The organism is Rufibacter sp. XAAS-G3-1 (assembly GCF_013623775.1).
Lineage (GTDB): Bacteria > Bacteroidota > Bacteroidia > Cytophagales > Hymenobacteraceae > Nibribacter.
This window is the reverse complement of record NZ_JABFAM010000005.1, coordinates 214,878-241,271: the sequence shown is the minus strand read 5'-3', so window position 1 is coordinate 241,271 and position 26,394 is coordinate 214,878. Positions and strand designations below refer to the sequence as shown.

At 53.6% G+C, this 26,394-nt stretch carries 22 protein-coding genes; 6 read left to right on the top strand and 16 right to left on the bottom strand.

The annotated features are described in order from the left end of the window. Positions 1–31 precede the first annotated feature (31 nt). Entirely contained in the window at positions 32–1,411 is a 1,380-nt protein-coding gene (locus HHO50_RS05365) for a D-alanyl-D-alanine carboxypeptidase (protein WP_181304968.1), read from the bottom strand. Positions 1,412–2,432: 1,021 nt separating this feature from the next. Here HHO50_RS05365 and HHO50_RS05360 point away from each other — a divergent pair. After that, on the top strand, positions 2,433–3,488 hold the full coding sequence (locus HHO50_RS05360) for an LD-carboxypeptidase (protein WP_181304967.1): 1,056 nt from the start codon (positions 2,433–2,435) through the stop codon (positions 3,486–3,488). A 97-nt stretch (positions 3,489–3,585) separates the two neighbouring features. Further along, entirely contained in the window at positions 3,586–6,678 is a 3,093-nt protein-coding gene (locus HHO50_RS05355) for a glycoside hydrolase family 3 N-terminal domain-containing protein (protein ID WP_255478609.1), read from the top strand. Positions 6,679–6,966: 288 nt separating this feature from the next. On the opposite strand, the gene HHO50_RS05350 is transcribed toward HHO50_RS05355, so the two are convergent. The 5 genes from HHO50_RS05350 to HHO50_RS05330 form a co-directional block, all read right to left on the bottom strand. Next, positions 6,967–7,872, bottom strand: a complete 906-nt coding sequence (locus tag HHO50_RS05350) for a carboxypeptidase-like regulatory domain-containing protein (RefSeq protein ID WP_181304966.1) — start codon at positions 7,870–7,872, stop codon at positions 6,967–6,969. Between the two features lie 59 nt (positions 7,873–7,931). Then, entirely contained in the window at positions 7,932–8,822 is an 891-nt protein-coding gene (locus HHO50_RS05345) for a carboxypeptidase-like regulatory domain-containing protein (protein WP_181304965.1), read from the bottom strand. Positions 8,823–8,966: 144 nt separating this feature from the next. Beyond that, on the bottom strand, positions 8,967–10,067 hold the full coding sequence (locus tag HHO50_RS05340) for a DUF3616 domain-containing protein (protein WP_181304964.1): 1,101 nt from the start codon (positions 10,065–10,067) through the stop codon (positions 8,967–8,969). Between the two features lie 175 nt (positions 10,068–10,242). Then, entirely contained in the window at positions 10,243–10,500 is a 258-nt protein-coding gene (locus HHO50_RS05335) for a hypothetical protein (RefSeq protein WP_219921445.1), read from the bottom strand. A 314-nt stretch (positions 10,501–10,814) separates the two neighbouring features. After that, positions 10,815–11,684 (bottom strand): hypothetical protein, encoded by an 870-nt coding sequence (locus HHO50_RS05330; protein ID WP_181304963.1) that lies wholly within the window; start codon positions 11,682–11,684, stop codon positions 10,815–10,817. Between the two features lie 101 nt (positions 11,685–11,785). Between HHO50_RS05330 and HHO50_RS05325 the strand changes: the two genes are divergently transcribed. After that, positions 11,786–12,757 (top strand): isopenicillin N synthase family oxygenase, encoded by a 972-nt coding sequence (locus HHO50_RS05325; protein WP_181304962.1) that lies wholly within the window; start codon positions 11,786–11,788, stop codon positions 12,755–12,757. A 100-nt stretch (positions 12,758–12,857) separates the two neighbouring features. Further along, positions 12,858–14,033, top strand: coding sequence for a chromate efflux transporter (gene chrA / locus HHO50_RS05320; protein ID WP_181304961.1), 1,176 nt, complete (start codon positions 12,858–12,860; stop codon positions 14,031–14,033). A gap of 94 nt (positions 14,034–14,127) precedes the next feature. On the opposite strand, the gene rfbA is transcribed toward chrA, so the two are convergent. The 7 genes from rfbA to prmC form a co-directional block, all read right to left on the bottom strand. Next, a complete protein-coding gene (rfbA, locus tag HHO50_RS05315) occupies positions 14,128–15,003 on the bottom strand; it encodes a glucose-1-phosphate thymidylyltransferase RfbA (RefSeq protein ID WP_181304960.1) in 876 nt (291 codons plus the stop codon). Positions 15,004–15,007: 4 nt separating this feature from the next. Beyond that, a complete protein-coding gene (locus HHO50_RS05310) occupies positions 15,008–16,015 on the bottom strand; it encodes an SDR family oxidoreductase (protein ID WP_181304959.1) in 1,008 nt (335 codons plus the stop codon). Between the two features lie 241 nt (positions 16,016–16,256). Further along, positions 16,257–17,303 carry a dTDP-glucose 4,6-dehydratase gene (gene rfbB, locus HHO50_RS05305; RefSeq protein ID WP_181304958.1) on the bottom strand — a complete coding sequence of 349 codons (1,047 nt, stop codon included), beginning with the start codon at positions 17,301–17,303 and terminating at the stop codon, positions 16,257–16,259. A gap of 19 nt (positions 17,304–17,322) precedes the next feature. Further along, complete coding sequence (gene galE / locus HHO50_RS05300; RefSeq protein ID WP_181304957.1) at positions 17,323–18,345, bottom strand: UDP-glucose 4-epimerase GalE; 1,023 nt, start codon at positions 18,343–18,345, stop codon at positions 17,323–17,325. A gap of 9 nt (positions 18,346–18,354) precedes the next feature. Then, a complete protein-coding gene (locus tag HHO50_RS05295; RefSeq protein ID WP_181304956.1) occupies positions 18,355–19,644 on the bottom strand; it encodes a nucleotide sugar dehydrogenase in 1,290 nt (429 codons plus the stop codon). A gap of 7 nt (positions 19,645–19,651) precedes the next feature. Then, entirely contained in the window at positions 19,652–20,245 is a 594-nt protein-coding gene (locus HHO50_RS05290) for an acyltransferase (RefSeq protein WP_181304955.1), read from the bottom strand. A gap of 139 nt (positions 20,246–20,384) precedes the next feature. Beyond that, positions 20,385–21,242, bottom strand: coding sequence for a peptide chain release factor N(5)-glutamine methyltransferase (prmC, locus tag HHO50_RS05285; RefSeq protein ID WP_181304954.1), 858 nt, complete (start codon positions 21,240–21,242; stop codon positions 20,385–20,387). Positions 21,243–21,319: 77 nt separating this feature from the next. Between prmC and ribD the strand changes: the two genes are divergently transcribed. Beyond that, complete coding sequence (gene ribD, locus HHO50_RS05280; protein ID WP_181304953.1) at positions 21,320–22,351, top strand: bifunctional diaminohydroxyphosphoribosylaminopyrimidine deaminase/5-amino-6-(5-phosphoribosylamino)uracil reductase RibD; 1,032 nt, start codon at positions 21,320–21,322, stop codon at positions 22,349–22,351. A 197-nt stretch (positions 22,352–22,548) separates the two neighbouring features. Further along, a complete protein-coding gene (locus tag HHO50_RS05275; RefSeq protein WP_181304952.1) occupies positions 22,549–23,031 on the top strand; it encodes a GAF domain-containing protein in 483 nt (160 codons plus the stop codon). 279 nt (positions 23,032–23,310) lie between these two features. Here the strand turns inward: HHO50_RS05275 and HHO50_RS05270 are convergent, their stop codons facing one another. From HHO50_RS05270 to HHO50_RS05260, 3 genes are all read right to left on the bottom strand, one after another. Continuing rightward, positions 23,311–23,997 carry a phosphatidylserine decarboxylase family protein gene (locus HHO50_RS05270; protein WP_181304951.1) on the bottom strand — a complete coding sequence of 229 codons (687 nt, stop codon included), beginning with the start codon at positions 23,995–23,997 and terminating at the stop codon, positions 23,311–23,313. Between the two features lie 113 nt (positions 23,998–24,110). Next, a complete protein-coding gene (locus tag HHO50_RS05265) occupies positions 24,111–25,385 on the bottom strand; it encodes a Glu/Leu/Phe/Val dehydrogenase (RefSeq protein WP_181305253.1) in 1,275 nt (424 codons plus the stop codon). Between the two features lie 119 nt (positions 25,386–25,504). Next, entirely contained in the window at positions 25,505–26,335 is an 831-nt protein-coding gene (locus tag HHO50_RS05260; protein WP_181304950.1) for a phosphatidate cytidylyltransferase, read from the bottom strand. Between the last annotated feature and the right edge of the window lie 59 nt (positions 26,336–26,394).

The window sequence follows — 26,394 nt, the reverse complement described above, 5'->3', positions numbered from 1 at the left end:
AAGCAGGGCTTTCAATCTAAGATTCGTTCTCTTAATACTTCTCGTGCACCTCGGTCATGATGCGCACCATCTCGTTGCGGATGTCGCCGGAAGTTACTTTGAAGTTGTTGTTCATAAAGCTGTACAGCAGCAGTTTCCCGCTTTTGGTTCTGATGTAGCCGCTCTGGTTGTGCACGTGCCCCAGCGTGCCGGATTTCCCGAAGACAAACGGCGGCTCGGCTTTGTAGATGGCCCGGAAAGTGCCGGGGCGCCCGCCGGTGGCCATGAGGGGCAACAGGCGGTCGGCCGGGCGCTCCTGCTGTAGTTTCTGCAACAGGGCAATGATGCTGCGGGGCGTGAACATGTTCATGCTGGACAAACCGGAGCCGTCTACCCACACCGGCGCGTCTGGCAAGTCTGATAAATAGTTTTTCACCACGTGCCGGATGGCGCGCTCCACCGACAAGGTGTCTGACAGAGTACCGGAGCAAAGCACCATCAACTGCTCGGCAAACAGGTTATCGCTCACCTGCAGCATGCGTTTGTACACCGTATCTGACGGCAGGCCGTAGAAGGTCTGCGCCCCGGTGGGCAAAGCCCGGTTCTTCAGCAACGTCACTTTCTTTTTGAGGGTATCGGCGAGCAGCCGCACGGTCATGTCTGGCGACGGGATGAACGGTACTTCCACGGAGAAATCGGCGGCGGCGTGCTTGGGGTAATAGGTGAGCTCGTTGGTGCGCCAGGCCCGCACGAAGGCATCCTTGCGGGGGTAGCGGGCGGTGTCGGTTTTGAGGGTGGGTTTGAAGATGGCCGGGGTGGTGGTGTAGCGTTGGGTGGGGCCTCCTTTGCGGGCGAACTTCACAATGTTGCCGTGGATGGGGAAAATGCTGCGCTCGGGTTGGTAGTAGTAGTTGTAATCGTCCCAACCCCAGTTGTTGGCGAAGGGCGTACTGGCGAAGGGTGCCTCCAGGTAAAACAGCTTCTCCTTGCGGTTCTTCAGGAAGTCATAGGCCTTGGTGTTCTTCAGGTCCATGTGCGTGAAGGTAGGGTCGCCGGTGCCCCAGAAGATGAGCGAGTCGCCACGCACCACGTACTTGAGCGCCGGGATAGAGTCGCCCAGCATCTTCAGGCAGGCGTAGAACGTGAACAGTTTGGTGTTGGAGGCCGGCACGAAATATTTATCGGCGTTGTGTTCCACCACCATCTTGCCCAGAGCGGGGTCATATAAAGCGAAACCCACGAACCGGTTTATCCCAAGCTCAGATTCCAGCACTTGCCGTCTGATGACGTGGGGGCCGTACGGCGGCACGGGCGGCGGAGTGGGCGCGGTGACAACGGCCGGCGCTTGCCTGGCGGTGCTGCAGCCTAACAGAAAGAACAGGAAAAGGCACGGGAGCGGGAGCCAGCGGAAGCCGGAAAGTTGGATGTGCATAGCAGGAACTGGTTTAGAACCTCTAATTAGCGTAAGAATTCGGTATCGTCAAGAATTTACCAGAAAATTTTAGGGTTTTCACTTCCTGTAGATGATCTTCCTCAAGCGCTTAGCTTCCTGCTGCCCCGTCATCCTGCCGATGGTTACCGGCAAGTCTGGGGATGAAGCGGCCGTGCGTTGCCCCGAGGCCACCGTCTCGCGCCAGTAACTTTCCAACTCCCCGCTTCCGCGCTGCCGCCCGCTCCCAAGACCTCGCAGCGTCTTCAGGCCTGCGAGCGTCTGCGCCGATGCCGTTTCCGGCCTGTTTCCCGCAAAACGGCCCCGAAACGCGAGGGAGGACATCCGTAGAAAAGTCTAACGACAGAAAGCAATGCGCGCAAGAGACAAGACCGTGCCTGGTTTCTACCCATCTAAATAACCGCGTTTTGGGGCTGTTTTCTGCGAAACAGGCCCAAAACGCATCAATTGGGTTCCTCCCTTCTACTGGCTGATCGTACTCATAAAATTTTTGCGCACATTCCGTCCCCCTTTGAAGGCCTAGGATGACAAAGCGGGAGGAAGAGCCTTCAGCGGCAACAATGAAACAAAGGAGAACGATTAGGGAACGCCAACATCAGCACGAGTACTCATTCTAGGCCTTCAAGGCTGATCTGGTAGGGAAAAACAAGAAGTGCTTCCGCTCATGCTTTTGGGGCCGCTTTCCGAAAAACGGCCCCAAAACGCCTCAACCGCTCTTTCGGAGTTCCACTCCGGAAGCTAGCTGCCGGGGAGTTCTACTCCCCTTCTTCTGCCCGTGGCTCCCAGCGGAGTAGAACTCCGCACCAGGCAGGTTCGAGAGTAGAACTCCCGAACAGCAAAGAACAATTTTCCCCTACAAGATCAGCTTCAAAGGGGACGGAATGCGTCACTCCACTTACGTTTCAGGCCTGTTCCTGAAAAAACGGCTTGAAAACGCTCGAAACAGAAACAATCTCTTTATTTTAACCGGCACGAATTCCGCCATCCCTAAACCCGTTCAACCATGACTAACCGTACCCGCCGCGAGGTGCTGGCTTCCCTTTCCATGGCGGCCGCCTCGCTTCCCCTGCTGAGCTTCGTTTCCAGCCCTTCTCCAGAGAAATCGCCTAAAACCATTGTCCCGCCGCGCCTGAAACCCGGCGATACGGTGGGCCTTATCTGTCCGGCGGGGGCGGCGTTCAGCAAAGAAGTGGTGCAGATTACCAAGGAATCCATGGAGGCGCTGGGGCTGAAAGTGAAGCTGGGGAAACACGTGTTCGACCGGTTCGGGTATCTGGCCGGTACTGACCAGGCGCGGGCCGAGGACGTGAACGCCATGTTCGCGGATAAAAGCGTGCAGGGGATTCTGGCCATCCACGGCGGTTGGGGCTGCGCCCGATTGCTGCCTTTGCTGGATTACAAAACTATCCAGAAGAACCCGAAACCGCTCATCGGCTACTCAGACATCACGGCGCTGCACCTGGCCATCAACGCCAAAACGGGCTTGGTGACCTTTCATGGCCCGGTGGGTTCGGCTACCTGGAACAAGTTTTCGGTAGATTCTTTCCGGCGGGTGCTGTTTGACGGCCGCCCGGTGCTGTTTGAAAATCCCAAAGAACTAGGTGATAACCTGGCCCTCACCAAAGACCGCATCACCACCATCACGCCCGGCACTGCCAAGGGCAAGCTGGTGGGCGGCAATTTGACGGTGCTCACGGGCATCATCGGTTCTGACTACCTGCCCAACTGGAAAGAAGCCATTTTGTTTCTGGAAGACACCAACGAGGCCGTGTACCGGGTAGACCGCATGCTCACGCAGTTGAAACTGGCCGGTGTGCTGGATCAGGTGAAAGGCGTGGTGTTTGGCAAGTGCTCAGACTGCGGGCCCGGTAATGGCAATTATGGCTCGCTCACGCTGGAAGAAGTGTTGGAACAGCACCTGCAGCCGTTGAAGATTCCGGTGTACTCAGGCGCCATGATTGGGCACATCACGCATAAATTCACGATTCCAATAGGGGCTGAGGCCGAAATAGACGCCACCGCCGGAACCATCAGGTTATTACAGGGTGCCGTGGCTTGATTCTGAACTTTAACTTACTTTGGGTCTGTTTTTGATATAATTGCCGTAATTTGCAGCTACTTCCGCTACCTACACTTCTTTATTTTTGTCTATTGCCTTGAAAAAACATCGTTTCCTTTCCCTCGCCCTTGTTTGCCTCTTCCTGGTAGGTGCCATTTCCTTGCACGGGCAGACCGGCAAGCGCAAATCCGCCAAAGCGACTCCCAAGAAGACCGCTGCCGCCAAAAAAGCGGCCCCTAAGAAACCTGCCGTTCCGGTGTTCAACCCCAAGACTGATCCCCCGCATCTGGGCGCGAACCAGCGCTGGGTTGACTCGGTGTTCAAGACCATGACGCCCGAGGAGCGCATCGCGCAGCTGATCATGATTCCGGTGTACTCCAACAAAAACCAGGTGCACATTGACTCCATCAGTCGGCTGATCACCACTTACAAGGTGGGCGGGTTGATCTTCTTCCAGGGCGGGCCGGTGCGGCAGGCGCACATGACCAACCGCTATCAGCGCGAAAGTAAGGTGCCGCTCATGATTTCCATTGACGGCGAGTGGGGTTTGGGCATGCGCCTGGACAGCACCGTGTCGTTCCCGTACCAGATGAGTTTGGGTGGTATTGAAGACGAGAGATTGATCTATGACATGGGCGCCGAGATCGCCCGCCAGTGCCGCCGGTTGGGTATTCACGTGAACTTCGCGCCGGTGGTGGATGTGAACAACAACGCAAACAACCCCGTGATTGGGTTCCGCTCGTTCGGCGAAGACAAATACAACGTGACCAGCAAATCCCTGGCGTACGTGAAAGGCATGCAAGACAACAAAGTGCTGGCCAACGCCAAACACTTCCCTGGCCACGGCGACACCAACGTAGACTCGCACTACGGTTTGCCGGTGCTACATTTCTCTAAACTGCGCCTTGACTCCACGGAGCTGTACCCGTTCCGGGAATTGATGAAAAACGGGCTGGGTAGTTTGATGGTGGCGCACATGAACATTCCGGTGCTGGACAACACCAAAGACCTGGCCTCCACCCTTTCCAAGAACATTGTGAGTGATCTGCTTAAGAAAGAGATGGGCTTCAAAGGCCTGGTGTTCACCGATGCCCTGAACATGCAAGGCGTGGCCAAATTCTACCCGCCCGGCGTGGTGGACGTGAAAGCCCTTTTGGCCGGCAATGATGTGCTCCTGAACACCATGGACGTGAAAACCACCATTGAGGAGGTGAAGAAAGCCATCAAGAACAAGGAAATCACGCAGGCCGAGGTGGATGCCCGCTGCAAGAAAGTGCTGGCCGCCAAACAGTGGGCGGGCCTGGACAAGTGGCAGCCCATTGAGACCAAAAATCTCATCGCCGACCTGAACAACCCCACGGCAAGCTACATCAACCGTCAGTTAACCGAGGCCTCCCTCACGCTGCTCCGCAACAAAGACAACGTGCTGCCCATTAAAACGCTGGACACGCTCAAGATTGCCGCGCTGGCCATGGGAACCGGCACCGAGACTGAATTTCAGCGCAGCCTGGCCAAATACGCCAAAGTAGACAACTTCTTTCTGCCGCCTACCAGCTCCATCGCCGATCTGCAGGCCCTGAAAGAACAACTGAAAGACTACAACACCATTCTGGTAGGAGTGCACAGACTGCAACTGAAAGCCTCGGGCAACGGAACCTTCGGGATTACCGCCGAGATGAACCTGTTCCTCAAAGACCTGATCCGTTCCAAGCAAACCATTGTGAGCGTGTTCGGGAACGTGTACAGCCTTAACCGTTTTGAGGACATTGACAAAGCGCACGGCGTGTTGGCCACCTACCAGGAGAATGCCTTAACCCAGGACGTAGCCGCCCAGATCATCTTTGGCGGTGTGGGTGCCAAGGGCAAGCTGCCCGTGAACGTGTCCAACTACTTTAGGATGACCAATGGTCTGAAGACCGAAGGCGGTTTACGTCTGGCCTACACGCAACCAGAGGCCCTTGGTCTGCGGTCACAGGATTTCGCGCAGATTGACACCCTGGTGAACCAGGCCATTCGGGCCAAAGCCACGCCAGGTGCGCAGGTGCTGGTCGCTAAAAACGGGAAAGTGATTTACGCCAAGTCGTTCGGGTACCATACCTACGAGAACCAGACGCCAGTGAAGAACACCGATTTGTACGATTTGGCTTCCGTGACGAAAATCACCACGGCTCTGGCGGCCTACATGAAACTGAACGGCGAAGGCAAGTTTGACGTGGACAGAACCTTGGGCGAGTACCTGCCCATGATGAAAGGCTCTAACAAAGAAAGCCTGAAGTACCGCGACATTCTCACCCACCAGGCCCGCCTGAAATCCTGGATTCCGTTCTGGAGAGAGGAGCTGAAGAAGAACGGCGAGTTGAAAAGCAGTGTCTTCAGCCCAGATTCCTCGGCCAAATTCCCGATCAGGGTCGCCCAGAACCTGTTCATCCACAAAGACCACGCCCAGGATATCTACAAGCAAATCAAAGAGTCGCCGCTGAACGAGAAGCCGGGGTACGTGTACAGTGATTTGTCTTTCATTCTGGCCCCGTTGGTAGTAAAGAACATCACCGGCCAGGACTTTGAAACCTACCTGAAGAAGAACATCTACGAGCCCCTGGGCGCTACCACCCTTACGTTCAATCCTTACAAACACTACCCGCTGTCGCGCATCGTGCCCACCGAGGTAGACACCCTGTTCCGGAAGCAGCTGTTGCATGGCACCGTGCACGACGAAGGAGCTGCCATGCTGGGCGGAGTCAGCGGCCACGCCGGTTTGTTCGGGAACGCGAATGACCTAGCCAAAGTGATGCAGATGTACCTGAATGACGGTATCTACGCTGGTAAACGCTACATTGCCAACAAAACGGTGAGCACGTTCAGCAAATGCCAGTTCTGCCCAGACAACTACCGCGCCCTCGGGTTTGACCGTCCGTCTAAACCCGGTACCGTCAACGGAAACGCCGCCCCAAGCGCCCCGGCAGAAAGCTTCGGCCACACCGGCTTTACGGGTATTTACAGCTGGGTAGACCCGGTGAACCAAATTGTCTACATCTTCATGTCCAACCGCGTGCACCCCACCCGCGAAAGCTCGGTGCTAAGCAAACTCAACACCCGCACGCAGGTGATGCAAGTGGTGTATGACGCCATGGCGAAAGCCAAGAATGGCAATACAGCTCCTGCCTCGGCTACTTCAACTACCGGACGGTAAGATTTAGTTATAGACAATTAATTAAGGCAAAAGGCCCGCTCTGAATTAACAGAGCGGGCCTTTTGCTTTGAAAGGAGGTTTGTAGGGGCAATCCCTTGTGGTTGCCCTTTTATCATCGGGTTAAGAAGCAATGCGTACGCCGTTACAGGGTAACGTCGCTACAGACCAGCCATGTAGCCTCGTTACCCTGTAACGGCGTACTTCTGCCGAGGAAATAGGCCTTAACTTTGTTGGCCTAACTTTGCAAATTGAAAGGGCAACCACAAGGGATTGCCCCTACCTAAATCCTCAATCGCTCAACGTGATTTGGAACTGCGGAGCCCGGTTCATGTGCATTTCTCCATCATGTCCTTTCACGCCCGCGTTGTTCCAGTTACCTTTCATGTAAATCCAACCGTTGCGTTCTTCCTGCAGTAATTGGTGCGTTAGGATACTCGGTTCATAAGAAGTTCGCTTAAGCTTCTTTTTGCTTCCTTTCATCGTATACGTGTGCTCATAGCCATTCTCTGGAATGATGAACCACTCAAACGCAATGAAGAATCCGTCCTTTGGAACTTGTAAATTATACTCGCTTACATCTAGCGCTACATTCATATTTATTCCTTTGGGAGCGACACCAATCAACGGCTTAGGAAGCAAGTCTTTGCCCGGCTGCCCATTCTCACTGACCTCTAACAGCCTGATTTGAAACTTGGCTTTGTCTACCTTGCTCCACAGAACAAAGGCAATTTGGTCTAAAAACGGCGTTCCCTCATACTGGGCCGCATACGGAACAAAATCTGCCACAATCCAAGGGGTACCTCCAGTGGCGTACCAGTGCGCAGGCTTTGTACGCTCCAACTTGCCTACTACCACTTTCTGCCGTTGAGCGCTTTGCTTTACCGTTACCTCCTGCAAGGCCACCGCTGCCGGTACTAACTCCACCGTCATGGAACCCGACTTAATGGGAAACCGGCCCTTCTCATAACCCAGGCAGGAAACCACCAGCATTTTACCCACCGCAGACGCATCTGCGAAAGAGAAAGCACCGGTCTCAGAAGAGGTGGTGCCCAGATTTTCGTTCTCCACCCAAATGTTGGCGTAGGTTACCGGCTTGCCCGTGGCTTTATCCACCACGATTCCCTGAACTTGGCCCAGAACCGTTTCGGCAAAAAGCATAAGCAACAAAACCAACCCACAGGGATGTATTCTCATTGGATTCCGTTTATGAGGTGATTTTCAGGAATAAGGCCAAAAGCAGAACAAATTCCTCCTCAATTACTCAGCGTGAGTTGAAAGTGCGGCGTGGCCGAGGTGATGGCGTCTCCTTCGCGTTGGTTCGTGCTTACCCATTTGCCCTGGTGGTAAATCCACCCGTTGGGACTGCGGTTATCTGGGCCATAACTCCGGATGCTGGGTTCATAGGAGACTCTGGCGGGGACTTCTTTGGCTCCGGTTTCGGGGTCTACGGCTTCGTAGCGGTTCTGCTTGAGGATGAGCCATTCAAAGGCGATGAACAGTCCGTTCTCCGGCATCGGTACATCATACTGGCTCACATCCAGCTTCACGGTTTTGATGCCTTTCTGCGCCACGCCTATCAGTGGTGCTGAAATCAAGTCTTTACCCGGCGCTCCGTTTTCCCCTACCCGCAGCAGATGCAGCTTGAACGTGGCGTTCTTCACATTGCTCAAAGTCACCAGGGAAATCTCGTCCAGAAAAGGTGTGGCCGCATACCCAGGTTTGTACGGAATGTATTGCGCCACAATCCAGGGCGTGCCGTTGCTCCCGAAGGAGTATTCAGTGTTCTCGTCCAGCTGGTTGATGACAAACTTGCGGCGCTTGGTGCTTTTCTTCACGGTCACCACGTCCAAGGCCACGGCCGTTGGCACCAGCGAAACCCGCAGCGTTCCCGCCGGAATAGTGACTTTGGTTTTTTCGTATCCCAGACAGGAAATCACCAGCGTCTTGCCTGATAGGTTGGTTTGGCTGAAGCTGAATTCGCCTTTCTCAGAGGAGGTGGTGCCCAGGTTCTCATTTTCCACCCAGATGTTGGCAAACGCCACCGGCTTACCCGTGGCTTTATCAGTGACCACGCCTTTCACCTGACCAAACCCTACGCCCACAGACAGAAGGAATACAAAAAGCAGGAGTATCGCTGGTTTCATGCCGGATGGAAAAGTGGAAAAGGAAATCCGTTTCGGGGCCGTTTACAGGGAAACAGCCCCGAAACAGAAGAGTTGAAAAGAGGAATCATCTTCTTCAACGTACACTGCTGCCGCTTATTTGCTGAACTTAATATTATTGTTTCGCTATATCTTATACACATCCGCCACCACGCTGTTTTCGTCGGGCTTGCGGGCATCGGTGGGGCTGTCAAACACGACCAGCAGGTGCTCATCATCATAGATGGCCAGACCCTCGGCTTTGTCCTGGCCCGAGGTGGGGCCGCTGCCGTGGGGCACGTCAAACAGGTGCTCCAGTTCTTTCCGGTGCACCACCTGTTCGCCGCTGCGGGAACTGCTCATGGCTTTGGGCCAGCGGTATACGGCAATGGTGCCGTCCAAATCCATGGAAGGGCCCGCCAAGATGTAGAGGTCATCGCCTTTGGCGCGAAGCTCTCTTATTCCCTGTCCGGCCAAGTGCAGGAAGTGCTTTTTGTAGAACGTGCCCTCGGCGTTGGTTTTCAGTTGCAGGAAACCTACTTCGGCAGCGTCTTCCAACTCAAATTCCAGCACCATGGCCCAACCGCGCAGCACTGGGCCGCGCAAGCCCACAAAAACACGTCCTTCGTGAATGGACAAGCCCTCTATGTCGAATCCGTTGTCTTTCCCGGGAATCGGGAGGAAATGGGCGAGGTGAATGTCATTTTGGATGGCCTCCATGAGTTGGTTCTTTTCACCGGCGCTTATCAGTTGTGCGGCCCGCAGCGTTTTGGAAGCGTCATCGGCATCGGTGCATTCTTTGCACAGGGTGTACTCGCCGGTAGTCACATCCTGCACCAGCGGAATACGGGCCAGCAGGTAACGGTTGGCTTCGCCTTTCACTTTGGCCAGGCGCTCTATCTGCTTTTTCACGGGGTCTTCTTTGCGAGGCTTCTTGCGCTTGAGACTGTGCGAACCCACCAGCCACAGATAACCGCCACTCACGGCCAGCCCTTCAATGTCAATCTCAGAATTCTTGCTGTCGGGCAAGTCCAGGTACTCCGTCAGGTCAAAGTGCACGTGCTCCCCGAAGGTGTGATCGCCGGTTTTCTTCAGGCGCTCCAGCGTGGTCTGCTCGTCGCAACTGAGCCAGAGATAATCGCCAGTACGCAGCACGGTAGAAAGGCCGTCGCGGACGTGTTTGCCGGTGGCGGTGATACTATGAGTGGAGTCAAAGGTAAGTGTCAGGGGAATGGCAGGGTTCTTCATGGTCATGTTGTAAATACGATGCTCGCCCAAAAGTAAGTTTTCGTTTCGGGGCTCATTCCTGTAAAAGAGCCTTGAAACGGAAAAGACCAGTGCGTTATCTAATTACTTAGGGAATTTAATACGATTAAAAGCGCGGCTCAACCAACGTGATGTTTGAGGTAAGTAGCGCCAGTGCTTAGAATCTTCGCTCTTCTGGCCTCCTGGTAATCTGGAAATAGCCCACGTAAACCCACCCAATGATAGCGTGAAAAATGGCCCACAAGAGAGACCGGTTTCTAGTCCAGGAAGTGACGACAGCCAACACAGACCCCAAACCGACGCCGCTTTTCACCACGGGGTTGTTCACGTAAGTGTTTCCCATCTCTTGGGCATACAAAGGCATCGAACTGAACAAAAGCACCAAGACCATGGCGCCAGCGGCTGTTTTTTTCATAGATAGCTATTTAGCAGAAGGAAGATAGCACTTTTTGCCCCATTTCCAGAAATGAGGCTTAAAACAGAAGGGAACTCTAAAACCACCTTTTTTTGACTTCTGTTTGCTTATGGCGCGGAAGTGACTTTCTTGCATGTTTCCATAAGTCACGGAAGTAAATCCGCGCCATAGTAGGTAGACCATTATAGGCAGACTTAGTAGAAACAAGACAAGCCTTGTCTCTACACCACATTGCACCCGCATATTCCCAAACCAGCCCCAGCAAAAAAGCCGCCCCTGTTTAGGGGCGGCTTTTTTGCTGGGGCTGGAAACGGTTATTGCGCCAGCGTGATTTTGCGTTCTACGGTGTTGTACGGGCCCGGAATCACTTGGCCTTTGTCGTCAATCAATTCCAGTTTGAAGGTATTTTCGCCCATAGGCAGGCCTTCTACCAAGTACGGCAGCCACTGGTCTAAGAGGAACTCGTTGCCGTTGATGGTGGCGCGTACTTTGTTTCCGTCTTTGGCTAGTTTGGTGTTCACCAGGTAGAAATCCAGCATGATTTTGCGGGTATCAGCGCCTTTGTACTCGCCTTTTGGGCGACTGTAGAAAAGGTGCTGGCCGTCTTCGTTGAACTTGGCAGTGTTGGCCGGAACGTTGCCCACGTTGATGACGCGCAGGTCATACGCATCGTCGTGCTTGATGCTCTCGTGGTACGAACGGGACAGGAACGACAAGACCACGTGCTGGCCCGGCTTAATCGCTTTCTTGAACGTTGGCTTGTAGTGCGCGGTGTAAGGCTCATTGTCCACGATGTTGTGGATGTGCTGGCCTTCTTTGGAGTTGGCGTGCTCGTGGGTGCCCGCATCGGTGGTCTGCTGGCTTAGCTGGAAGTTCTTCACCTCGTAGTTAAACTGCACCGAGTCGCCGGTTACTTTGCCGTTCTCCTCGGGTTGGTTCAAGTCCAGGTCGGCCTCCGGGAAATCAACCGAGTTGCTGTAGGAATACACTTTCAGGCCGCCTTTTTCCATGGGCGTGCCCATCGCGCCCTGGTGCTGCACCCCGGCGGTGTCATGCACCATCGCCGCAGTGTCTGCGGTAGCGGTTTGGTTGGTTTCAGTGGTTTCAACAGACCGTTTTCCGTCGCAGGCAGAAGCCAGGAGCGTTACGGCTACTGCCATAAAAGATAGATGTTTCTTTTTCATAGTAGGGTTTTCGTATAAATACGCAGAATGTTTCAAAGATAGAAATTTCGTACCTTGCAGCATATTTTAAATGGCATTCAAAAACACGTCAAGACAGGTTTATGAACGATAAATTATTAGAGGAAATCCCTTCGTTAGACTTAGCTGATTTCACCTCCGGCGACCCGGTTCGCAAGGCGGCTTTTGTGCAGGGCATGGGCGATGCGCACCAGAACATCGGCTTTGCCGCGTTGAAAAACCACGGCCTGAGCGATGAACTGACCGATAGACTATACGCGGCCATCAAGAAGTTTTTCGCTCTGCCCGATGACGTAAAACAGAAATATGAGATACCCGGTCTGGCCGGACAACGCGGGTACGTGGGCAAAGGAAAAGAGCACGCCAAAGGCCGCAACACCGGCGACCTGAAGGAGTTCTACCACGTGGGCCAGGAAGTAACCGACAACGACCCCATCAAAGAAGAATACCCAGACAACGTGTGGCCCGCCGAAGTAGCGGAGTTCCAGGAAGTAGCCCTGGAGGCGTACAGCCGCCTGGAAGCCGCCGGCAAGCAAGTGCTCCGCGCCCTGGCGCTGTACTTAGGCTTGTCTGAAGATTACTTTGATGCCAAAGTACACAACGGCAACAGCATCCTGCGCGCCATCCACTATTTCCCCATCGAGAACCCAGACGCGGTTCCCGCCGATGCCGTTCGCGCCGCCGAGCACGGCGACATCAACCTCATCACCTTGTTGATGGGTGCCTCCGCCGATGGTCTGCAAGTACTTCGCCGCGACGGCAAGTGGATTCCGATTACGGCCCTGCCCGAGCAGGTGATCGTGAACGTAGGCGATATGCTCTCACGCCACACCAACAACAAGTTGAAGTCTACCATCCACCGCGTGGTGAACCCGCCGCGCGAGCTGATGCACACGTCCCGCTTCTCTATCCCGTTCTTCATGCACCCGCGCTCTGAGATGGACTTGACCTGCCTGGAAGGCTGCATTGACGAACAGAACCCGAAACAATTCCCCGACATCACCGCCGGCGAGTTCCTGAACGAGCGTTTGGTAGAGTTAGGATTAAAAAAATAATCTGTTTTCAGAAACATAGAAAGGGGCCTTTGGGGCTCCTTTCGTTTTTATGCCTATTTTTAGAAAACTGGCTTAAAACGCTTCTCAACCCACTAGCCTATTGCGCCCTCGTAACTATCTCTTCCTGAAGGATGTGGCTTCGCTCTCGCTCACGGCGTTTGGCGGCCCTCAGGCGCATATTGCCATGATGCTGCGCCTGATGGTGGAAAAACGAGGCTACATCACGGAGAAAGAATTGCTGGAACTGAACGCGCTTTGCCAGATTCTGCCCGGCCCCTCCTCCACTCAGACCATTACCGCCATCGGGTTTAAAGTAGGCGGGCCTAACCTGGCCTACCTCACGCTCCTGGTCTGGATAGCGCCTGCCGCGGTCATCATGATTGCCGCAGGCCTCATCATCTCCTTTCTGCAAGACCGAGGCGCTCCGTTGGGCTTCACGCGTTTTATCCAGCCCATGGCGGTGGGTTTTGTGGCCTTTGCCGCCTGGCGCATCAGTTCCAAGGTGGTGCTTACCAAAGGCGGCATCGTGATTATGGTCATCTCGGCTATTCTGGCGTTCTTTTTCCGGTCGCCGTGGGTATTGCCGCTGCTGTTGCTGATAGGCGGAAGTTTGACGGCCCTGCGGTTCCAGAACCAACCCGTACTGGAGAAGAAACCGATGAAGGTGGAATGGGCCAATTTCCTGCTGTTCCTGGGTGTTTTGATTGCAGCGGCCTTACTCGGCCGATTTACGCAATTGCGGGCCGTGCTGCTCTTTGAGAACTTCTACCGGAACGGCAGCCTTATCTTCGGCGGGGGCCAGGTCTTGATTCCCGTCATGTACACCGAGTTTGTGGAGTTCAAGGGCTATCTTAATTCCAAGGAGTTCCTGTCGGGGTTTGCGTTGGTGCAGGCGTTGCCCGGCCCGGTTTTCTCGTTCTGTTCCTACATCGGTACCCTGTCTATGCGGCCGTACGGTTGGGGAGCGCAGATTCTGGGCGGTGTGGTGACCACGATTGCCATTTTCCTGCCGGGCACTTTCCTCATCTTCTTCGTGATTCGGTTCTGGGAAGAACTCCGGAAGTACCGCGTCATTCAAGCCTCACTGGAAGGCGTCAATGCTGTAGGCTGCGGTATGGTATGCGCGGCGGCCATCATGCTGTACCATCCCATTGAGAACACGCCATACAATTTCGGGTTGGTGGTGGCCACGTTTGCGCTTTTGCAATGGACGAAAATTCCTGCCCCTGCATTGATTTTGGCGGGGTTGGTGGTGGGCCTGGTGTTTCCGGGGTAAGGGTGTTTTTAAGCCGTTTACAAGGAAACAGCCTTAAAACGGAAAGCCCTGTAAGATTAAATCTCACAGGGCTTTCCGTTTAGGTTTAGTAATGTTACAAGCTGTTCTGCTCTCTCAAGACGCTCAGCAGGTAATCCCCATAACCGCTTTTGCGCAATGGCTCGGCTACGCGCTGTAGTTGCTCGGCATTGATGAAGCCCATCCGGTAGGCTACTTCCTCAATGGAACCGATTTTCAGTCCCTGGCGCTCTTCAATCACCTGTACAAACGTAGCGGCTTGCATTAATGACTGGATAGTACCCGTATCTAACCAAGCGGTTCCACGGTCTAGGATGCCCACTTTCAATTTGCCTTGACGGAGGTATTCTTTGTTTACATCGGTAATCTCGTACTCACCGCGGGGGCTGGGCTCTAGGTTCTTGGCGATGTCTACCACGTCATTGTCGTAGAAATAAAGGCCTGGTACCGCGTAGCTGGACTTCGGCTGCTTGGGCTTCTCTTCAATGGAGATGGCTTTCATGCTTTCATCAAACTCCACCACGCCGTAACGCTCCGGGTCTTGCACGTGGTAGGCATACACCACGCCACCCTCGGGGTCATTATTGGCTTGCAGCAGCTTGCTCATGCCCGAACCGTAGAAGATGTTGTCTCCCAGAATCAAGGCCGCTTTGTCGTTCCCGATGAAATCGGCGCCCAGCACAAATGCTTGAGCCAGTCCGTTGGGGACTTCCTGCACTTGGTAGCTGAAGTTACAGCCAATTTGGCTACCATCGCCCAGCAGACGCTCAAACATGGGCAGGTCGTGCGGGGTGGAAATGATTAAGATGTCTTTTATCCCGGCCAGCATCAAGGTGGACAGCGGGTAGTAAATCATGGGTTTGTCGTACACCGGCATCAACTGCTTGCTAACAGCCAAGGTGAGCGGGTGTAACCTTGTTCCTGAGCCTCCGGCTAAGACGATTCCTTTCATGCTCTTATTTCTGGTTGTAGATGAAATCTTGGTTATCACGGAACCAGGCCAAGGTTCTCTGCAGCCCTTCCTGGATTCTGATTTGCGGGTTATAGCCCAATAAACGCTGCGCCTTGGAAATATCGGCTAAGCTGTCCCGGATGTCTCCGGCGCGTTCCGGCCCGTATTCGGGCTGCACGTCAACCCCGGCTTCCGCTTTCAAAATATTGAACAAGTCGTTCAAAGAAGTTCTATCGCCCACGGCGATGTTGTACACCTGGTTGATGGCCTCTGGGTTCTCCACTAACGCCGCCCGAATGTTCGCTTCCACGCAGTTTTCCACGAAGGTAAAGTCACGGGTTTGTTCGCCGTCGCCGTTCATTTTAGGTCCGCGGTTATTCAGCACGGCATCAATGAACAACGGAATCACCGCCGCATAAGCCCCATTAGGGTCTTGGCGCGGCCCGAAGATATTGAAGTACCGCAGCCCGATGATTTCCATGCCGTACGTTTTCCCGAAAACATCGGCATAGAGCTCATTAGCGTATTTGGTTACCGCGTAAGGAGACAGCGGCTTGCCAATCTGGTCTTCCACTTTAGGCAGCGACTTGCTGTCGCCGTAGGTAGAGGAAGAAGCCGCGTAGACGAAACGTTTCACATTCTGCTCCTTGGCGGCCATGAGCATGCTCACGAAGCCCCCCACGTTGACTGCGTTGGATGTCACCGGGTCTTTAACGCTTCTAGGCACAGAACCTAAAGCCGCCTGGTGCAATACCACGTCCATGCCCTCGCAGGCTTTCATACAAGCCTCTAGGTCTCTGATGTCGCCTTCTTGTACTTCCAGTCTTTCGTTATCCTGGAAAGCTCTCAGGTTTTTGTGGAAGCCGTTGGAATAATCGTCCAGTACGCGTACTTTCTTGGCGTTGTACTTCAGCAGATATTCTACCAAGTTAGAGCCGATGAATCCGGCCCCGCCGGTGATTAGAAACGACGTTTGCTCCAGAGAGCCGCTATGAAAAGGATGTTCGTACACTGCTGATAATTAAGAATTTGGAATTAAGAATTAGGAATCGAGGCGTTTCAGGGCTGTTTTGAGTAAAACGGCTCTGAAACGCTGTTCTCATTTATCAATGCCTACTCCTACGTACTCTTTTATACTTTAACTTAAACCACTTGCGGAAGATGACTTCCTTCTAAACGACAAGTGGCAAAACAGGAAAGGCGTTTCAGGGCTGTTTTCATGGAAACAGCCCCGAAACGCCTTTCATTTTATTTTAGCGGGCATACTGCTCGTTGTAATATTCCTGGTAGCTGCCGGAGGTCACGTTGTTCAGCCACTCTTCGTTCTGCAAGTACCACTCTACCGTTTTCTCCAAGCCTTCCTCAAACGTTACGGATGGTGCCCAGCCCAGCTCGTTCATGATTTTGGAAGAGTCAATGGCGTAGCGTAGGTCGTGGCCGGCTCGGTCAGTAACGAAGGTGATGAGTTGGCGGGAAGTGCCGGGTTCACGGTTCAGTTTCTGATCCATGATGTCGCAGAGCAGGTGAATGAGGTCGATGTTGCGCCACTCGTTCACGCCGCCAATGTTATAGGTATCACCTTCTTTGCCTTTGTGGAACACATCATCAATGGCGCGGGCGTGGTCAATCACGTACAACCAGTCTCTGATATTTTCGCCTTTACCGTAAACCGGCACCGGTCTGTTGTTCTTGATGTTGTTTAGCGCCAACGGAATCAGTTTCTCGGGGAAGTGGTTGGGGCCGTAGTTGTTAGAGCAGTTAGACACTTTCACCGGCAAGCCATACGTGTGGTAGTACGCCCGCACGAAGTGGTCTGAGCTGGCTTTGGAAGCGGAGTAAGGCGACCGCGGGTCATAGGCAGTTTCCTCGGTGAACATGCCTTCCTCGCCCAGTGAACCATATACCTCATCGGTGGAGATGTGGTAGAAGATTTTTCCGGTGAAATCCGACTTCCAGAGTTCTTTGGCGGCATGCAGCAGGTTGCAGGTTCCGTTCACGTTGGTGCGCACAAACGCCATCGGGTCGGTGATGGAACGGTCTACGTGCGACTCAGCGGCCAAGTGCATCACGGCATCAAACTGATATTCCTGGAACAGGTGGTTGATGTATTCCTGATCGGTGATATCGCCTTTGATAAAGGTGTAGTTGGGAGCGTCTTCAATATCTGTCAGGTTCTGAAGATTTCCCGCGTACGTCAGTTTATCCAGATTGAAGATTTGATAGTTCGGGTATTTGGTGACGAACAACCGAACTACGTGCGAACCGATGAACCCGGCTCCTCCGGTAATTAATATTTTCATTCTATTACGTATTGAATTCTTATTTCTTCGTGAGTTGCTGCTGCCAAGCCCAGGAGCTTCCCAGACTGTCTTCCAGCGACAAGGAGGTCTTAAACCCAAGTTCCTGCGTGGCTTTGGTTACATCGGCGTAGATAGCCGGAACGTCACCTGCCCGGCGTGGCCCGATTTTGTAGTTGAACTTCTGCCCGGTGGCGTTCTCGAAGGCTTTGATGACCTCCAGCACGGAGCTTCCATTTCCGGTGCCGATGTTGAACACCTCGTACGGCACCGCGTCTGATTTCTCCAACCGTTTGATGGCCGCCAAGTGTGCTTTCGCTAAATCCACCACGTGCACGTAATCCCGGATATTACTTCCGTCAGGCGTATCGTAGTCCGTTCCGAACACGGTTAAACTCTCCCGGATACCGGCAGCCGTTTGCGTGATGAAAGGCACCAGGTTGCTGGGCACTCCCAAAGGCAACTCCCCAATCAACGCTGATTCATGCGCGCCCACAGGGTTAAAGTAACGCAAAGCAATGGACTTCACGGCATAGCTTCCGCTGTTGGCTACGTCTTGGAGAATTTCCTCGTCAATTTTCTTGGTATTGCCGTACGGCGAGTTCGCTTTCTGGGTAGGGGTTTCTTCGGTTACTGGCAGTTTCTCCGGAACTCCATACACAGTGCAGGAAGAAGAGAAAACCAATTGCGTTACCTTGCTCGCTTCCATCACCTGCAACAGCGTGATAAGTCCGGTTATGTTATTATGGTAATACTTGAGCGGCTCTTTCACCGACTCACCCACCGCTTTGTACGCCGCGAAATGAATGACCCCAGCAATATCGCCTTCTTTTGAGAAGACTTCCTGTAAAGCGACGGCATCTGTGCAGTCTACCCGGTGGCAGGTCACTTCTTTGCCCAGAATCTGGTTAATGCCCTGCAGCACGCGCTCTTCTGAATTGCTGAAATTATCAACAATGATGGGGGTATAGCCAGCCTGCGCCAACTCCACCACCGTGTGGGAGCCAATGTAGCCTGCTCCGCCGGTAACAAGAATCTTACTCATAGTAATCGTTTATAAGCTCCAATACGGCAAGGTATTTATTTTCCCGCGATAAATCCCTTTCAGGTCAATCACAATAGGGCTATCTGAAGAGATGCTCTTAAAGTAGCTTTCCTCCAGGCCTACGTAATCTCTGTGGTTCACGGCCACCACCACGGCATCGTAGTCGTTGCTCGGGTTCTCCGTCAGGGCAAAACCATATTCGTGCTCCAGTTCCTGAGAAGACGCGTACGGATCCACCACATCAACCTGCACCCCGAAGCTTTTCAGTTCGTTGATCACGTCGGCTACCTTGGAGTTCCGGATATCTTCTACGTTCTCTTTGAAGGTTGCGCCCATCACCAGCACTTTGGCTTTGGAAATGGCTTTGCCTTCTTTAATCATCATCTTGATGGCTTTGCTGGCCACGTACGCGCCCATGCCGTCATTGATGGTACGGCCGCTCAAGATGATTTTGGAATCATAGCCCAGCGCTTTGGCTTTGTAGGTCAGATAATACGGGTCTACGCCAATGCAGTGACCACCCACCAGACCCGGGAAGAATTTCAGGAAGTTCCACTTGGTGCCAGAGGCTTCCAACACTTCATAGGTGTTGATGCCCATGCGGTCAAAGATGATGGAAAGCTCGTTCATTAAAGCGATGTTCACATCACGCTGGGTATTCTCAATGATTTTGGCGGCCTCGGCTACTTTAATGGAAGAAGCACGGTGCACCCCAGCCTCAATGACCAGTTCGTATGTTTTGGCGATGACATCCAGCGACTCTTCGTCACAACCGGACACCACTTTCACGATTTTGGTAAGCGTATGCTCCTTATCACCGGGGTTGATGCGCTCCGGGGAGTACCCCACTTTGAAATCAGCGGGGAACTTCAAGCCAGACTCGCGCTCCAATACTGGAATACAATCTTCCTCGGTACAGCCTGGGTATACGGTAGATTCAAATACTACATAATCCCCTTTCTTCAAGACTTTCCCTACGGAAGTAGAGGCCCCAAGGAGAGGCTTTAGGTCTGGTAAAGCATACGCATCTATTGGCGTTGGAACGGCTACAATAAAGAACCGGGCCTCTCTTAGTATTTCCAGGTCATGGGTGAAGGTGATATCACATCCTTCAAACGCCGAAGACTCCAACTCGCCGCTTGGGTCTACGTTGTTTTTCATCAACTCTACCCGTTGGGCGTTGATGTCAAACCCAATCACACTTATCTTTTTGGCGAACTCCAGGGCAATAGGAAGCCCTACATATCCTAATCCGATGACCGCCAGTTTGGCTTCTTTGTTGAGGAGTTGTTGGTACACAGTTAATCTATTTGAGGGATGATTTAGTTACTACGTTGTTGTCTAAAAAGTATTTTTCGCCCGTTTCCGGGCAAATGGCTTCATTCTGCTGGTCAAAGGCGAGCTTGTGACCGGCCTCACTTACCCAGCCGTGTTGTTTGGAGGGATTGCCGTACACCAGCGCGTAAGGAGGCACATCTTTGGTGACCACCGCGCCGGCTCCAATGAGGGCGAAAGCCCCTATGGTATGTCCGCATACCACGGTGGCGTTGGCCCCGATGCTGGCGCCTTTTTGCACCAAGGTCTTCAGGTACTCCCCCCGGCGGTTGATGGCGCTTCTGGGGTTCAGCACGTTGGTAAACACCATGGAAGGGCCCAGAAAGACATCGTCCTCGCACACCACGCCGGTGTACACCGACACGTTATTTTGTATTTTGACATTCTCCCCCAAAATGACGCCGGGGGAAATCACCACATTCTGCCCGATATTGCACCGCTTACCTATCACGCAATCAGACATAATATGCGAAAAATGCCATATTTTGGTTCCCTCTCCAATGCGGCAGCCTTCGTCAATGACGGCGGTTTCATGGGCAGTGTACGGAAGAAAAGCATTTGTCATGGAAATAGGACTTTGAAAGAGACGAGCTCTTTACGAATAACCGTTCTACTTGGGTATCAGGTTTTGCCGCCGCAAATGTAGGGGTTTTTATAACAATTTCCGGTAAAGCGGCTGTATTCATCTCGCCTCAAAAAACAATTTACCGCCAAACCGCCTCCGCTACTCTGTCCTTCCCGCGTAAATCTTGGTGAACCTGTACGTCCTGATAGTCTAACTGCTGCAACATAGCTTTTGTCTCCTGGGCGAAGCGTTCATTTATTTCATAGAACAGCTTCCCGCCGGGTTTAAGCAGTTGCTGCGCCACCTCCGCGATTCTCCGGTAAAAAAGCAGCGGATCTTCATTGGGTACAAATAACGCCAGATGCGGTTCAAATTCCAGCACATTCTGCCGCATCAGGCTTTTCTCCTCTTCCAGCACGTACGGTGGATTACTGATGACCACGTCTAAGGAATGGGTTTCTAGAACGGGAATCTCCTGCAAAATATCCTGCTGCAACCAAGTCACGTTCTGAGCCAACTTCTCCGCATTTGATTTCGCTACCGTGAGGGCTTCTGGAGAAGTATCCAGGCCCCACACCTGCGATGTGGGCAGTTCGGCGGCCAAGGTGATAGGAATACAGCCGCTGCCAGTGCCGATGTCCAATAATTTCACTTCCGGCTGATGTTGGTAGGTTTTGATGACCCGCTGCACCAGTTCCTCGGTCTCGGGACGGGGAATGAGCACCGCCGGGTTCACGTAGAATTCCCTACCGTAGAAAGAGGCTTCTCCCAACACATACTGTAGGGGTTCATGCTGTAGCAGCCGTTCCAGATAGGTTTGCAGCTGCTTTTGTAGTTCAGGCGAGACTTCTTCCTTGCGGCGCTGCAGAAGTTCAAAACGGCTTGCCTTTAGCGCGTGCTCCAGCGTCCATTCGGCGATGGTGCGGGCTTCTGGTTTCTCGTAAAGGGTTTCTAACCGGGAGGAAAGGTTCTCTAAAACAGCATCAAGGGTTAGCATACACGTAGTTTTGGGCAATTTCTGAAAAAACACCCGATATTCGGGCAAGGAAAATAAGTGGTGCGTACATACAGCAGATGAATACAGACCAGAAATACATGCGGCGGGCGCTGGACTTGGCAGCCCTGGGAACAGGCTGGGCTCGCCCCAACCCCATGGTGGGCTGCGTGGTGGTGCACGAGAAGAAGATAATTGGGGAAGGCTGGCACCAGCAATACGGCGGTCCGCACGCCGAGGTGAATGCCCTCAACAGCGTGCAAGACAAAAGCCTGCTGCCCCACAGCCGCGTGTACGTGACGCTGGAACCCTGCTCCCACTACGGCAAAACCCCACCCTGCGCCGATTTCCTGCTTCAGCACGGCGTGCGCGATGTGGTCATCTGCAACACCGATCCCAATCCCTTGGTAGCGGGTAGAGGTATTCAGCAACTGGTAGACGCGGGTTGCAAAGTGCATATAGGGGTACTGGAGCAGGAAGGCCAGGAACTGAACCGCCGCTTTTTCACTTTCCAGACCCAGAAACGTCCTTACCTGGTGCTGAAGTGGGCGCAATCTGCCGATGGATTCATTGCGCTGCCCAACTATCAATCCTGCCAGATTTCTGGCCCGCTGGCCAAGCAACTGGTGCACAAATGGCGCACCCAGGAGCAGGCCATTCTGGTGGGCACGCGCACCGCCCTCCACGACAACCCGCAACTGAACGTGCGCCACTGGCCCGGCCCGGCGCCGCTTAGAATCGCCATCGACAAGCAACTGCAGCTTCCCGCCACCCATCATTTGTTGGACGATTCACACCCAACGCTACTCTACACCCTTCAGGAAAGGGAACCGATGGCCCAGACCGAGTTTGTCACCCTGTCTTCTGAGGGCATCTTCCTGGAGCGGATGCTGGCCGACCTGTACCGGCGGAACGTGCAGTCGGTGCTGGTGGAAGGGGGAACGGCTCTGCTGGAGACGCTGCTGCAAAGCGATCTGTGGGACGAGATCAGGGTGATTAAAAGTCCTGTCACCTTGGGCGACGGCGTCAAAGCCCCCCAGTTGCCTGCTCTGCCGTCCGTTTCCCGAAGGATGGTGGGTACCAATGAACTGGTGTTTTACCGGAATGCGTAAGGACCTCACCCCCGGCCCCTCTCCCGCGGAGAGGGGAGCTTTCTGGGATTGCGTTTTGGGGCTGTTTCCTGGGAAACAGGCTTTAAACAGAAACTTTGCTCCCCAAAACTCCTTCCGCTACCTTTGTGGTTCTAGAAAATAGTGCGCAGCATAGAGCAATAGCACCTTAGCACATCCAAAAATTAGCACATTACTCCATGGCCGAAGACCTATTCATTGACGATACCCTCTCCAAAGAAGAAAAATACCAGGCATTGCTTCCCCAGATAGAAGCGCTGGTAGCCGGAGAAACCGACTTAATCGCGAACCTTGCCAACGTGATGGCCGCCCTGAAGCAGACCTTCGGGTTTTTCTGGGTGGGCGTGTACCTGGTGAAGGAAGACCAACTGGTGCTGGGGCCGTTCCAGGGGCCGGTGGCCTGTACCCGCATTCCGTTCAGCCGGGGCGTGTGCGGGGCCTGTTATACCCGCCGCGAGACCATTGTGGTCCCGGACGTGGAGGCTTTCCCGGGGCACATTGCCTGCAGCAGCGCCTCCAAGTCTGAGATTGTGGTGCCGGTGCTCAAAGACGGCGAAGTGAAAATGGTGCTGGACGTGGACAGCGACCGCCTCAATGACTTCGATGCCGTAGACCGGAAGTTCCTGGAGCAGCTCATGAAGCTGGCCGAGAACTGGTTCTGAGGCTAGTATCAGGTAGTGCTTAGCATGACTTCTGAATTTGCGTTTCAGGCCCGTTTCAAGGGAAACAACCTTGAAACGAAGAGGCCGCGTTCCTACCGGAAGAGGCTTATTGGGCTTACATCAATAGTACTTGCTTGTTGCGCCATTGCGTTTCGAGGCCGTTTCCTTGAAAACAGCCCTGAAACAGAGAAGCCTCTTCCTTACCGGAGGAGGCTTCTTCGTTTTTTATCAATTTAAAAAAGTCTTGCTACGTGATACGTGCTACTTGATACTAAAAGGCTACCCGAAGAATGACCCGGAAGGCTTCGTTTTCAGTTGCGCGATGACGGTTTGGCCGCCTTTGGTTTTCTGACCAAGTTGTACTTTCACTTCGGTGTCTACGGGCACAAAGATGTCTACGCGGGAACCGAACTTGATGAACCCGAACTCCTCGCCCTGGTTTACTTCATCGCCCTCGGTCACGTACCAGACAATGCGGCGGGCCATGGCGCCGGCAATCTGGCGGAACAGCACTTCGGGGCCGGCCAGTGATTCTACCACCACCGTGGTGCGCTCGTTCTTGGTGCTGGATTTGGGGTGCCAGGCCACCAGGTAATTGCCCGGGTGGTACTTGAAATATTTCACCACGCCAGACACCGGGTTCCGCGTGATGTGCACGTTGATGGGCGACATGAAGATGGAAATCTGCTTGCGTACATCGTTGAAGTACTCAGGCTCTTCCACGTTCTCAATCACCACCACTTTGCCATCGGCGGGCGCCACTACCAGGTCTTCATGCAGGAGCAGGTTACGGTAAGGGCTGCGGAAAAACTGCAGGATGAGCAGAAAAACGACAAACGAAACGCCGGAGAAGATTCTGTTGAATGTTACGTGCTCGCTGTTGAAGTAGTAAAGCGCCATGTTTACGACCAGCAATCCTAACAGGGTAAAAAACAGAATCTTTCGTCCTTCTTTATGAATCTTCATTAGACACGCGTTGGGCTGAACAGCAAAAATATAAAAAAAACCGCCTCCTGTCTAAAAAAAGACGAGAGGCGGCAAGATTAGTTGTCATTAATCGTTCCTAAGGGAAACGCTGCTTAAAAACCGCCCCGGAATTTATAGGTCTGGGCCACTTTGTCAATGGCCACAATGTAGGCGGCAATCCGCATGGGCACGTTGTATTTCTGGGAGGTGGCGTACACTTTCTTGAAGGCCTCGGTCATAATCCGGTCAGAGCGTTCGGTCACCATGTCCAGGCTCCATTTGTAACCCAGGCGGTTCTGCACCCACTCAAAGTAGGAAACCGTCACCCCGCCCGAGTTGGCCAGAATGTCCGGCACCACCATGATGCCTTTCTCGTTGATGATGGTATCGGCGTTCGCCGACGTTGGGCCGTTCGCGCCTTCCACGATCAGGCGGGCCTGGATCTGGTCGGCGTTACGGGCAGTGATCACGTCTTCCACCGCCGCCGGCACCAGCAAATCAACCTTGGAGGTCAACATCTCTTCATTGCTGATGGGCTCTGCTCCGGCATAGCCTTCCAGACGGCCGTGGTGGGCGTTCTTGTAAGCGATGGCCTCGTCAATATTGATTCCGTTCTCATTCCAGTACGCGCCGCTCACATCACTTACGCCCAGGATTTTCACGCCCCGCTCAGCCAGCAACTTAGAGGCCCAGGAACCTACATTCCCGAAGCCTTGTACCGCCGCCGTAGTTTGGGTAGGGTTCATGCCCAGCACTTCCATGGCGGCCATGGCCGATACCATCACGCCGCGACCGGTAGCTTCCACGCGGCCCAATGAGCCACCCAACACCAACGGTTTACCGGTTACCACGGAGTTTACGGTCATGCCTTTGGTTTTGGAGTACTCATCCATGAGCCAGGCCATCTCTCTTGGCCCGGTGCCCATGTCGGGGGCCGGAATGTCCTGGTCTGGGCCGAAGGTATCAATCAAAGCCACGGTATAGGCGCGGGTCAGGCGTTCCAACTCCCCAGCCGACATGGAGGTAGGGTCACAGATGATACCGCCTTTGGCACCGCCGTACGGGATATCCACCACGGCACATTTCCAGGTCATCCAGGCGGCCAAGGCTTTCACCTCGTCCAGGAAAACGCCTTTGTCGTAGCGGATACCGCCTTTGGAGGGGCCTAATATATTAGAGTGGATTACCCGGAAACCTTCAAAAACTTTCACGCTGCCATCGTCCATGGTTACGGGCAGGTTCACGATTACCTGACGGGTAGGCGATTTCAGGACTTCATAGGTATCATCATCCAAGCCCAGCACTTCCGCCGCAATGTTGAAACGGGACATCATGGACTCAAACGGATTCTCCTTGTCCTTAATGGGAGCGGGTTCTTTGTAGGCCATCTTACTATTGTATGCTGCCATAATTATAAATTTGATAATTCTGCGAGGTTTATTGGCGGCAAAATTACCAAATTTATAACATGAAACTAACGTTAGCCCTTTTTATCCCGAAGTAATATTTATTTCACCAATTCCAGAAAAGCCACCAGAAAGGGAACCACCAGAATGAGGCTGTCAAACCTATCCAGAATACCGCCGTGGCCCGGAATCAAGGTGCCGGAGTCTTTCACGTCCAGGCTCCTTTTCAGCATGGATTCCACCAAATCGCCTAAAACCCCGAACACCGACACCAACACCGCCACGCCCAGCCAGTGCCAGAGTGCTAAATCGTGGTAAAACATAGACAGCAGCCAGGCCACGCCCAAAGACAGCAGCACACCGCCTACCCAGCCCTCCCAGGTTTTGCCGGGCGAAATACGCGGAAATAATTTATTTTTCCCAAAGCTTTTCCCGGCGGCGTAGGCTCCCGTGTCTGAGGCCCAAATCAGGAACATGACGCCCAGAATAATCTGCCAACTGTATCTGCCTGGCAGAAAAGCCAGTACGTGCAGCATGGTAAACGGAGCCGCTATGTAAAAAACACCCACCAGCGTAAGCGCCACATTGGTGAAAGGCTGCTCTTTTTTGCGGTACAACTCGGCCACCAAGGCCAGCAGCATGACCGGCGGCAGCAAAAAGAGCCAGTCACTGGAGACATCGCCGCGCTTCACCAGAAAACCCAACACATACAACCCCACGCCCAGCAACGCGCCAATCACCCGGTTCGGCTGAAACCCTTTGGCGGCGAGCAACCGGTAGAACTCCAGCAACCCCAGCACCGTGAGCGCCAGAAACAGCACGAAGAACGTCCACTCGCTCAGGTAAATGGCACCAATGAAAACGGCTCCACCGATGACCCCGGCTAATAGGCGCAGTTGCAGGTTATTCAATGGTTTTCTGATTTCTTCCATGGACAAGGCTTGGTAGGTTGCTAGTGGCCGGAGAAAAACCTCCGGCGGCTGTTTTGGGG